Annotated in this window: 14 protein-coding genes and 2 pseudogenes; 15 read left to right on the forward strand and 1 reads right to left on the reverse strand. The window is 59.3% G+C overall.

The window, feature by feature from the left end; genetic code table 11:
- Positions 1-84: 84 nt before the first annotated feature.
- From IVA82_RS28970 to IVA82_RS29025, 13 genes and pseudogenes are all read left to right on the forward strand, one after another.
- Complete coding sequence (locus tag IVA82_RS28970) at positions 85-690, forward strand: phosphatase PAP2 family protein (RefSeq protein WP_247380769.1); 606 nt, start codon at positions 85-87, stop codon at positions 688-690.
- Positions 677-889: a hypothetical protein gene (locus IVA82_RS49130; RefSeq protein WP_346658663.1), complete on the forward strand. Its 213-nt coding sequence runs from the start codon at positions 677-679 to the stop codon at positions 887-889. The genes IVA82_RS28970 and IVA82_RS49130 overlap by 14 nt, the downstream gene beginning before the upstream one ends.
- Positions 886-1,281: a cupin gene (locus IVA82_RS28975; RefSeq protein ID WP_346658664.1), complete on the forward strand. Its 396-nt coding sequence runs from the start codon at positions 886-888 to the stop codon at positions 1,279-1,281. The genes IVA82_RS49130 and IVA82_RS28975 overlap by 4 nt, the downstream gene beginning before the upstream one ends.
- Positions 1,278-1,624 (forward strand): annotated as a pseudogene (locus IVA82_RS28980) (hypothetical protein). Before IVA82_RS28975 ends, IVA82_RS28980 begins: the two are co-directional and overlap by 4 nt.
- Positions 1,621-2,100: a DUF3147 family protein gene (locus IVA82_RS28985; protein ID WP_247380755.1), complete on the forward strand. Its 480-nt coding sequence runs from the start codon at positions 1,621-1,623 to the stop codon at positions 2,098-2,100. Before IVA82_RS28980 ends, IVA82_RS28985 begins: the two are co-directional and overlap by 4 nt.
- A gap of 238 nt (positions 2,101-2,338) precedes the next feature.
- Entirely contained in the window at positions 2,339-3,412 is a 1,074-nt protein-coding gene (locus IVA82_RS28990; protein WP_247380757.1) for an ROK family protein, read from the forward strand.
- 5 nt (positions 3,413-3,417) lie between these two features.
- On the forward strand, positions 3,418-5,007 hold the full coding sequence (locus tag IVA82_RS28995; protein ID WP_247380759.1) for an alpha-amylase family glycosyl hydrolase: 1,590 nt from the start codon (positions 3,418-3,420) through the stop codon (positions 5,005-5,007).
- Positions 5,008-5,144: 137 nt separating this feature from the next.
- Positions 5,145-6,761, forward strand: coding sequence for an alpha-amylase family glycosyl hydrolase (locus IVA82_RS29000; protein ID WP_247380760.1), 1,617 nt, complete (start codon positions 5,145-5,147; stop codon positions 6,759-6,761).
- Between the two features lie 295 nt (positions 6,762-7,056).
- Entirely contained in the window at positions 7,057-7,239 is a 183-nt protein-coding gene (locus IVA82_RS29005; protein WP_247380762.1) for a hypothetical protein, read from the forward strand.
- A gap of 44 nt (positions 7,240-7,283) precedes the next feature.
- Positions 7,284-7,472 (forward strand): hypothetical protein, encoded by a 189-nt coding sequence (locus IVA82_RS29010; RefSeq protein WP_247380772.1) that lies wholly within the window; start codon positions 7,284-7,286, stop codon positions 7,470-7,472.
- A 90-nt stretch (positions 7,473-7,562) separates the two neighbouring features.
- On the forward strand, positions 7,563-7,982 hold the full coding sequence (locus IVA82_RS29015) for a hypothetical protein (protein WP_247380764.1): 420 nt from the start codon (positions 7,563-7,565) through the stop codon (positions 7,980-7,982).
- Between the two features lie 5 nt (positions 7,983-7,987).
- Positions 7,988-8,179 (forward strand): hypothetical protein, encoded by a 192-nt coding sequence (locus tag IVA82_RS29020; protein WP_346658665.1) that lies wholly within the window; start codon positions 7,988-7,990, stop codon positions 8,177-8,179.
- A gap of 148 nt (positions 8,180-8,327) precedes the next feature.
- Positions 8,328-8,558: a hypothetical protein gene (locus IVA82_RS29025; RefSeq protein ID WP_247380766.1), complete on the forward strand. Its 231-nt coding sequence runs from the start codon at positions 8,328-8,330 to the stop codon at positions 8,556-8,558.
- 2 nt (positions 8,559-8,560) lie between these two features.
- Here the strand turns inward: IVA82_RS29025 and IVA82_RS29030 are convergent, their stop codons facing one another.
- A complete protein-coding gene (locus IVA82_RS29030) occupies positions 8,561-9,415 on the reverse strand; it encodes an SIR2 family protein (protein WP_247380768.1) in 855 nt (284 codons plus the stop codon).
- A gap of 428 nt (positions 9,416-9,843) precedes the next feature.
- Here IVA82_RS29030 and IVA82_RS29035 point away from each other — a divergent pair.
- Together IVA82_RS29035 and IVA82_RS29040 are read left to right on the forward strand one after the other, a co-directional pair.
- Positions 9,844-9,972: pseudogene (locus tag IVA82_RS29035) on the forward strand (FAD-dependent oxidoreductase); the annotation flags it as partial.
- Between the two features lie 64 nt (positions 9,973-10,036).
- Positions 10,037-10,210 carry a hypothetical protein gene (locus IVA82_RS29040; protein ID WP_247380783.1) on the forward strand — a complete coding sequence of 58 codons (174 nt, stop codon included), beginning with the start codon at positions 10,037-10,039 and terminating at the stop codon, positions 10,208-10,210.
- Positions 10,211-10,686 lie beyond the last annotated feature (476 nt).

Raw genomic sequence — 10,686 nt, forward strand, 5'->3', positions numbered from 1 at the left:
TCGCTCAAAACCTTCGTCGTCTCGCCAAGCTGGCGCTACACCCGCCCGACATGGCCGGGCCATGCGTCGCGTAAGTGGCGTCCGTTGCGTTGGTTGCGTCAGCCGTTAGCGTCGCCGCCCACCCATTGCGGGCAGGCGGATGTCGCAGTCGCGCAATCTATCGCCCGTAACACTGCGCCGGCTCCGGAGCAGGTGGCTCGGGCTCTGTCGTGGGGCGCCGACGAGAAGGTGCTCCTGGTCTTGGCAGCCGCTGGCTGGCTTGCCTCGCGCGGGTGCAGTGAGCCGCTGCGGCGCGCCGGCAACCACGCCCTGCTCGTCACGGTCGCAGCCTCGCCGCTGCCCCATGGTTTGAAACGTCTGTTCGACCAGACCCGGCCGGACCGTCTAACGGTCGTTGGTCACCTCCATGGCGTCCCGTTTTCCGGCAAACGTCTGGATGACTTTCCTTCCGGCCATGCGCTGCACATGGGAGCCTTGGCATCGGCCGCCGGCAGCTTACCGGCGTGGCTGCGCCGGGCGATCCGCGCAATCGCGGTCGGACTGTCGCTCACGCGCGTAGTGGTGCTGGCACACTGGGCAAGCGATGTCGTCGCGGGCTTCGCACTGGGGGCGGTTCTCGAACGGACCCTCCGGCTTTGGACCGGCTACCCGGGTGACGCTTCAATGGAGGACGATCATGCCGATCCTTGAGGACCTGAAGGGATATGCGGAGCGCGCCACGGGTCTGCGGCGCCCCGGCAAGCGTAAGGCCATGGAACTCGCGAGAATGCGAAAGCCTCACATTGTCCGCTTCAAGGAGATGGTCTTGTGCCAAATCACCCGCGCTGGCCGCTCACTATCTATCGAAGAGCAGTCGCTCTCGATGACGGCCAAGACCCCGCGGCCGTGATCGAAGACCTGTTCGAAGCGAACGGATGGGGTGATTCCTGGCGAAATGGCATCTACGACTACGTGCACTACCACTCCCGAATCCATGAAGCGCTCAGCATCGCGCGAGGCAAGGATCGTGTCCGGTTCGGTGGCAAGAACGGAAAGATCTTCACGCTGAAGGCTGGTGACGTGGCCATTCTGCCTGCTGGCACAGGGTATCAGTGCCTTTCGGCGGACGATGAGTTTCTCGTCATCGGGGCCTATCCGCCGAGCGGCACATACGACGAATGCACGACCGTCGAGGACCGTCTGCAGGCACTAAAGACTATTCCGAAGGTACCGGCGCCGCGCAAGGATCCGGTCTACGGGACTGGCGGGCCGCTCTCGAAACTCCGGAAGGGAGCGAAATGACGGAATATGTGATCCGCTTCCTCGTCGGCGGCGCCGTCGTATCGCCTTCGCGATGCTGGGAGATCTTCTGCGTCCAAAGAGCTTCGCCGGACTGTTCGGAGCGGCCCCCTCCGTCGCGCTCGCCACGCTTGGAATGGCGGTGCATCAGCAGGGTGCCGGCTACGCCGCCGTGCAAACCCAGGCGATGATGGCGGGAGCGATTGCGCTCGCCATCTACAGTGTCGTCGTCTGCCACCTCCTTGTCCGCGCGAAGTTGCGGGCGGTGACGGCTACGTTGCTGTCACTGATCGTCTGGCTGATTGCCGCCTTCGGGCTCCTGATCCTTACCGGAGGTCAGACATGAACCCGATCCGCTTTTCGGCGTCATCTCTCAAGGAAGGGCGCTGGTACGAATACCTGATCCGGTTCGCGCTCGGCGGCGCCGCGACCGTATTCACCGGCCTTATCAGCAGCCGCTATGGCGCATTCATCGGAGGTCTTTTCCTTGCGCTTCCAGCTATATTCTGCGCCAGCGCCACCCTGATCGAGAAGCACGAGATCCGCCGCAAGCGCGAAGCGGGACTTTCCGGCGAGCGCCGTGGGCAAATGGCGGCTGCGGTCGATTCAGCCGGCGCCGCGCTAGGCGCGATAGGCATGCTGGCCTTTGCAATTGTCTTTTCGTTGACGGCGGAGACCACAGTTGCGACTGCCTTCATGAGCGCATCGTTTGCCTGGCTGATTATCTCGGTCGCGGCCTGGTACCTACGGCGTAAAACGCGCTCAGCGCGGAGAGTGCGGGCCGAACAAGGTAGTGGCTCCGCGATGCGACGGAGCGGCTGAGGCGACGCGTATCACGCCGCGGTCGAAGCCTTCGCGTTGACGCCTTTGCTTAACGTCCCGTAACGGCGCTCTATGATGGCAAGGGAACGCCGCAGGCCGCCGGCTGTTCCATTCGAGACCTCTGGGAGAGCCAAAATGGCCGGCGGGCAGGCCTGCCTGAGGCGCGGAGGAACGGTGATCGGCGGCGCGTGTTGAATGCAAGCCGCCAAATTGTGTCGCGGCTTCCATAAGGTTTGGGATGACGAACGAAACGATCACGACTACTGGTATCGTCGCTCACGGCGCTTCGCGCCTCCCGTGGGTCGAGATCGACAGCTTCAATCTCGAACTGAAGGATGAGGAAGGATTCCTCGGAGACCGCGCCAGTAAAGCCGCTTTCCGGGAAACTCTCGAAGAGTGGCGAAAGCCGCTGCGCAAGTCTGGCGAAGACCCGTTCGGGAAAGAGCCTTCCGATAACATCAGCAAGAAGGAACTCGACGCTACCTTGGTCGGCGATGACAGCGAGGCGTCAGCGGTCGTGCACAGCGCCATCGAGGATTTCGCGCAGGAGCTCGTCCACGTGACGCGCCGCTTCCTCAAAACCAAGGCCTGGAACAGGACCGAGCGCATCGTCGTCGGCGGCGGCTTTCGCGCCAGCCGGCTCGGTGAACTCGCCATCGCGCGTGCCGAAATTCTACTCAACGCCGAAAACCTCAAGGTCGATATGTCGCCGATCCACCGTCACCCGGACGATGCAGGCCTTATCGGCGCGCTACATCTCGCTCCTTCCTGGATTTTCGAAGCGCATGATTCCATTCTTGCCGTCGACATCGGCGGCACGAACATCCGGTGCGGCATCGTGGAAACGCGTCGCAAGAAGGCGTCAGACTTCTCCAAGGCCTGCGTGTGGAAACCCGAACTATGGCGTCATGCCGATGACGAACCAACCCGTGAGACTGCCGTCAAGCGCCTCGTCAAGATGCTCAAAGATCTGATCGCGAAGGCGGAAGACGAGGGATTTAAACTCGCGCCGTTCGTCGGCGTCGCCTGCCCAGGCGTCATCGAGAGCAACGGCTCGATCAAGAAGGGGGCGCAGAATCTGCCGGGCAACTGGGAGAGCGGCAAATTCAATCTGCCGGCAAGTCTCATCGAAGCGATCCCTCTGATCGGCGGGCACGAAACAGTCGTCGTCATGCACAATGATGGCGTGGTGCAAGGTCTATCCGAGGTGCCCTTCATGCAGGACGTGAAGCGTTGGGGCGTGCTGACCATCGGCACCGGATTGGGCAACGCCCGCTTCACCAATCGCAACGGCCCTTGTCGGAATGGTTGACAGCAATGAGTGGATCCAGACCATGGTGGGAGTCCGCCGTCATCTATCAGGTATATCCGAGGTCCTTTCAGGATACGGACGACAACGGGGTGGGGGACCTGAATGGAATTATTGAAAGGTTGTCTTACTTCGTCGACCTTGGAGTTGATGCGATCTGGGTTTCGCCGATCTTCCGGTCTCCGATGGCCGATTTCGGATACGACATTTCCGATTACGTTGATATCGACCCCATCTTCGGCAACATGGCCGATTTCGAACGATTTGTTGCGGAAGCGCATGCGCGCGGGATCAGTGTGATCCTCGACTTTGTCCCGAATCATTCGTCTGATCGGCATCCGTGGTTCATTGAAAGCCGCAAGTCGCGAACCAGCCCCAAGCGCGACTGGTACATCTGGAGGGACCCGGCGCCAGGCGGAGGTCCGCCCAATAACTGGCTTTCCGAGTTTGGCGGCAGCGCCTGGCAGTTCGATGAGGATTCAGGTCAATATTACTACCACGCCTTTCTTGGGTCCCAGCCAGATCTGAATTGGCGAAATCCGGAAGTCGTTGATGCGATGCGCGATGTGCTTCGCTTCTGGATGCGGAAAGGCGTCGACGGTTTTCGGGTCGACGTCATCTGGCATCTTATCAAGGATGAAGCATTTCGCGATAACCCGCCCAATCCCAATTACCGGGAAGGCAGGCCGCCGAATGAGGCAGTAACACCCCTGTATACTACCGACCTTCCGGAGGTGCATGACATCATCGCAGTGCTGCGCCGTACCATCGATGAGTTTCCGGGGCGTCTTCTGATCGGAGAAATATACCTGCCGGTGGAACGCCTGGTCGCCTATTACGGGCGGGATCTCGACGGGGTCCATCTGCCGTTCAACTTTGCACTGCTTAACGTTCGCTGGGACGCCAGGTGCATTCTGTCCCTGATCGCCGAGTACGAAGACGCGTTGCCGAAAGGCGGGTGGCCAAACTGGGTGCTTGGCAATCACGATCGGCCGCGTATTGCCAGCCGGGTCGGCAAAGGGCAAGCCGCCGTCGCGGCCATGCTGCTGCTGACCCTGCGCGGCACGCCTACGATCTACTATGGCGATGAACTGGGAATGCGTCAGGTTGAGATTTCCCGTGACCGCGTGCGCGATCCCTTCGAACGCAACGTCCCCGGGATTGGCGTAGGCCGGGATGGCTGTCGAACGCCCATGCAATGGGACGCGAGCGCTAATGCCGGTTTCAGCAAGGTCGAACCGTGGCTTCCACTCGCGGAGGATTGGCAATCGAACAATGTTGCTAACCTGCGCGAGGATGCGGCCTCGATCTGGAATCTCTATCGCCGCCTGCTGCGCCTCCGGAAGAAGATGCCAGCGCTGTCGGTTGGCTCCTATAGGCCGCGCGCTGTTGACGATGACTTGTTGGTCTACTTTCGTGAGTTCAACGATACAACGTTACTCATTGCCCTCAATCTGACTGGCCAACCCCAAGTCCTTGGCTTCGAACAAGGCACCCTTGGAAAGGTTCTGGTTTCCACGGCGGCCGACCGGGATGGAGAGAAGGTAACGGACAGCATTGCCCTTCGCGGTGATGAGGGACTTGTCATCGAACTCTGACCAGACCTGCTCGCCTCGCTACCGGTGGTCCCTTCTTGCCGTCGCAAAGCTCATAGGAACTACGTCGCCGCGGGGGAGTTTAACGCCCGCTGAAGGCAAGCCCGGCGGCCGCATCGTCGAAGGAGTCCGTTGTTCACGTGAGTACGAACGAAACGCCAAAATCTGTGCCTGCTTCCGATGAAGCTTGGTGGCGTAGCGCGGTAGTCTACGAAGTCGCCGCGATATCCTTTCAGGACAGTAATGGGGACGGCCAAGGAGATCTGCCCGGCCTCCTGCAACGAATCGATTATCTCAACTGGCTCGGCGTTGGCGCCGTATGGCTTACGCCGATTTACAGCAGTCCCAATCATGATTTTGGTTACGACATAGCTGATTTTTGCGCCGTCGATCCTCGTTTCGGCACACTGGAAAATTTCGATGAAGTCGTGCGCACCTTGCACGATTCCGGCATAAGGCTCATTCTCGATCTCGTTCCTAATCACACCTCCGACCAGCACGCCTGGTTTAGGGAAAGTCGTGCTTCGCGAAGAAACCCAAAAGCCGACTGGTATCTTTGGGCGGAAGCCGGCCCAAATGGCGGCCCGCCGAATAATTGGCTAAGCCGTTTCGGAGGCAGCGCTTGGGAGTGGTGCGAGGAGCGGCGGCAGTTTTACTATCATTCGTTTTTGCCAAGTCAGCCGGATATGAACTGGCGAAACCGTGAAGTTCGCGAAGCTATGGCGAGCACCATGCGTTTTTGGCTGGAGCGGGGTGTTGACGGCTTTCGGGTCGATGCCAGCGCTGTGTTGATCAAAGATGACCTGCTGCGCGACAATCCGACCGATCCCGAAGCGGACGACAAAACGCCGCCGCCTCAGACCAACATCCCCGTGTTCACGGACGACAGGCCGGAAACCATGGATTGCATCGAATGTATCAGAGAGGCTTTGGACGAATATGATGGGAGGCTTCTTTGCGGGGAGGTGCAGGGCAAGACCGACCGGATCGGCCATTTCTACGGTAACAGCAAGCCGCGCCTGCACCTGCCACTGAACTTCGCGCTGCTCGACACCGAATGGAACGCGATCTCGCTTCAGGCGACGATCGACGCTTACTTCAATGCCATCCCAAAAGGTGCCTGGCCCGATTTTGTGATCGGTGGTCATGACAAGCATCGGATCGCCAGCAAGATCGGTCAGGCCCAGGCGCGCGTTCTCGCGATGCTGTTAATGACCATACGAGGGACGCCATTTCTGTTCGCGGGGGATGAGATTGGTTCGGAGCAGGTGCCCATCCCAGCGGAGCAGGTCCGGGATCCGTTCGAAAAGTTGGTGAAGGGGTTTGACCTCGGCCGTGACCCCGAGCGCGCTCCTTTGCGTTGGGATGATACCGAGGCAGGTGGATTTACGACTGGCGAACCTTGGTTGCCCCTGAGCGGGGATCGCGCGCGCAATATCGAGGCGCAGCAGCGCGACGGCAAATCGCTATTGAACCTCTACCGGAAGCTGATCGCATTGCGGTGTCGCGAGCCATGCTTGCTGCACGGAGAGTATCGGCCGAGGCGGGCGCAGAACGACGTGTTTTCATTCGAGCGAAGTCTGGGTGAAACGGAAATCCTTGTCGGTCTCAATCTCTCAGGAGAACCACGGCTCTTTGAATGGCAGGGCAACGGCCTCATATTGTTATCCAGCGGCTTGGATCGCTGGCCAGGAAAAGTAGATGGACCGATACACTTGAAACCGAATGAAGGTGTCATCGTCAAAGTAACTCGTTAGGTACGCGAAGGTTGGGCGGCAGCCGGATGCGAGTTGTCGCATGAATAGGCGAATAGCGCGCGGTTGACGCCAAGGCACATGACGGTGCCGGCGTCCCGAGCCCAAGTAAGCACCGTAAACGCGAAACCCCGGCAAGAGTTTCACGGCCGGAACACGACGAGTCGTTTCGACAGGGTGACGAATGCGATTCGCACTCTAAGCGCATTCGCCGCATCTAGCCTGTTCCGCATATCGAGAAGAAACCCTCCTTTTACCAGCCCGTTGTCTGGCTGCAGGATTAACGACGGAGCCACCAATGACCAAGCCACCGCTCGTGCCGCCGGACAATCAAAGCCATAAGGGCACCGGTGACCCCAAAACCGGCAATGCTCATCAGGTCCAGAAAGGCCGTGATCATATCGACAATACGAGAGAGCAGGGACAGGCCGGCAATACCGCCCAGAACACCACCCATCAGGGCTATCAGCAGGATCACTAGTAAGGAGCGCGCACCATGTCGACTTCAACAAGCCGCCGGCGAGCATCCGCCAGGGCGGCCCGGGCGCTTCCCATGAAAACGCCAAGGAGCCGCTCCACGTCGAGACACCGCCGGCCGACGATCCGCAACGTCGGCACAGCAAAATATCCGGAGGTGGCGGCGAACGCGATAGCCATCACACCCGTCACCCGGAAAGAAAGGGCGGCGGCTCAAATCCAGCTTCGAAGGATTAGATCATGAGTAGCAAACACGTGAAACTGAACAGGCCGACGAATGTCGATCTTGTGTGAAATCCGCTGATCGGCGGCTCGAAGGGAACGACGATGTCAGGCGTAAGCCCGGAAGAACTGGAGGAGTTCGAAGGCGCCAACACCTTTGAGGGCGATATCGAGAACGACACCAATCCGCAGGGCGGTATCGATAAGGCAGAGGTCCGGGATCGGCGTCGCGGTCCTCCGCAAAAGGACCGCGATAACGGTCCGCGAAGGATGGCAACGCAGGGAAAGAAGACCCACGAGCAGCAACTGCGCATCCTTGAAAGAAAGCCTGATCTTCCCGATGCGAGGCAGATCGAGGACGAGACGGCACGTACACAACACGATAGCGGTGCAAAGACTGCAAAGCGAAGTGGACGCCAATCGGAATTTCCGGTGAGCCGTGGTGGCCTAAACCAGGAAAGCCAGCACAATAAGCACAACCATTCGGGACAGTCGGGCCATAAGCCCCAAAAGCCGGCGGGATAAACATCATGACACGTGGAGCACACGGAGACGGCAAGCATCTGGGACCGGGCGCGAAGGGCAAAGGCGCCGGAACGGGTGCTATGACTGACGTTCAGAGCGACCTGATAGGCGATAATGCGGTGCTTTCCAACCGGGACAAGGCCAAGCACTCCCGGGATCGGGGTCACGACAGCAAATGGCTCAAGCCGAACGATTGAAAGATCACGCAGCCAACAAGGGCCGAGGCTAAGTCGACACTCGGCCACCGGCACAGAGGAACGTCGCAGCCGCAATAAGGCGAAAGCGCCAGTCCGAACGGGTAACCTTGGGGGTCTGATACGTGCGGTCGTTTGTCGGAGGATTATCATGCATATGAAAGTGATGAAGGAGCAGTTCGTGGTAGACGGCGACAAGCTTACCCATATGCCGACTGGCGCGACGTTCTGGCTGGGCGACAAGGACGTCGTTGCTTGCGAGCAAGGCCGTCTAGAACTCGATACCGGCGATGATTACGATCTCGACGAATTAAAGGAAGAGGCTTTGCACATCATGGTCCAGCGCAAGGCCGGCAACGGGATCACGGACTCCCATAGTTAACTTTAACCATCAACGTCGTGAATCCTCGCGCGGATATCGGCGAGGAAAGTCGTCAATGCGTCACCTCGGCAGCCGCTTTCGGGCGTTACAAGCGTAATCCCCCAGTGTGCCAAAATTGCCTCCTGCACCGGGTTAGACGATGGCATGAAGACAAACGAGGGCGGTCGATGGTCCCTATGGCCTGATTTTTCCCAAGTCTGCCAAATGCTGTGCAATAGCAGGCGGATATTGGGGTCGGACATGCTGTAGCCAATGAACAGAATGGTGCGACCGAGAGCATCCGCGCGGAACTTAATATCCAGCGGCGCATCGAAGGATAGCCGATCCAGAAAATCTGTCTCGGTAAGAACCAGCGACGCATCGTCGTCGAAATCGCCGTGGTACTTGACGATATGCGTAACGTCCTGGGCCGCGTCCGCAATATGCTTGGCGTTGGCGATCTTCGCATAGGGCTTATGGTGGATTTCGAACGCCGTCTCGAGGTTTCGATCATAGTTGGTGGTATAAATGGCCGGGAAGTCGAGCTCGACAATGAGCTTGTGCAACTCCGATCGCGAGACTTTGTCCGTCGCGACTTTCCAGTTTCGATCAAGCCAGCTTCGTAACGGGCCCATTCCACCCTGCTTCAGTCGATAGAACTCGGCGAGCATTTGATAGCCGTCGTTCATTCCGTCTATCACCTCGGGACCGAGTTGGAGCTCCCTTAAAAGGTGGTCTACCAAGGTCTTCCAGGACGGCAAACCGACTGCCATCGAGACCCCGGCGCCAACAAACAAGATCGCCTGGCGTCGCTTGATTGCACCAGCCAGGAGATCCTTGGAAGAAGGTCCTTGTTTCTTTTCAACCGAACCATCCATCCAGTTTCAATACGGGGCAAGCTGTCCGGTTCCTATGGGAGGGTATTGCACACAACTGGATCTAAATCGTCGACGGCAAGCTTTTGCCAACGAGCATCTGACTTCAGTTTGACTTGCTGCAGCGGCAGCCGCATCCGAAGCGCTGCAACCACTGAATGGGGCAAATCATCGTCCTGTCCTCCAAGTCGATTTCAGACGGCCCGCGGCAAGGCTCGTCGTGCTCCCTGAGATGCTGAGGGGATATGCGCGGCGACATCGCGTTCAGCGGTCGGCCGGCCCGCCGCCAGCGTCGCAAGCCGGTGTCTCGCTAGGTCGGGGCCGCAATCCTTACCTTGGCGACGAAGGAACCCTTTTTCTGTCGCGCCGTTGGCCCCTTTTGAGAAGGGTGCGCCATGAACGTGCGGGATGAACATACGCAATCGCTCTGGATGGACATCCGGGCGGTCGAAGCTCCCAGTCTGTCGAAATCCGACCGGGCGGACGTGGTTGTGGTGGGTTCTGGCATTGCCGGGCTGTCGGTAGCTTATGAGCTTGTTAGTCGCGGGCGTTCCGTGATCGTGCTGGACCGCGGTAGCATCGGCAGCGGCATGACCGCGTACCACTGCGCATCTGGCCACGGCGATGGACGACTATTACAAGGAGCTCGTACTCGTGCGCGGCGAAGAATGTGCTCGGCTCTATTACCAGAGCGTCATGGCCGCAATCAGCCGCGCCGAGGCCATCCAGGATCTCGAAAACATCGACGTCGGCGAAGACACCGCCCGGCAGCTTCGCCGCGATGGCTTAAGTGCATAGGGCGCCAGGGGGCTCGGGGATCGGCTCAGATCGTTCAATTTCTGCATGGGGCGCTCCATCGGTTCACATCAGCAACGATGGATGCAGTCGCCGCCGCCCCATAGCATCTCCCTTGGAGGCTTGCGGACGCCGGCCCCGTGCGCACCGCCCCACCGTCATGGGGCCGGCATCCGAAAACATTCACAAACTCGGAAGTCGGCCCGCTTTACCGAAATGTCCGTTCCATCCTCAACAGCAAACGTTGTCGGCCGGCCCCGGCATGTCCGAAAGTGGACAAGCCGACTTTAGCAAAACCGGTAGGTAGAACTTGAGATCGACGGCTCTCGCGACTTTTGAGATTCGGCAGCAGGTTGCAGGCCGTCATATAGCTCTCAACCAACGCGCGCCTCGATCACACTAAAGCGGCCTGCAGGATAGATCGCTTCGGGACGGAATCCGTTTTCGTTCAGGAGAGGTCGATATTCCTTCTCGGTGCG

It is taken from the genome of Bradyrhizobium sp. 142 (genome assembly GCF_023074015.1).
Classification (GTDB): Bacteria; Pseudomonadota; Alphaproteobacteria; order Rhizobiales; family Xanthobacteraceae; genus Bradyrhizobium.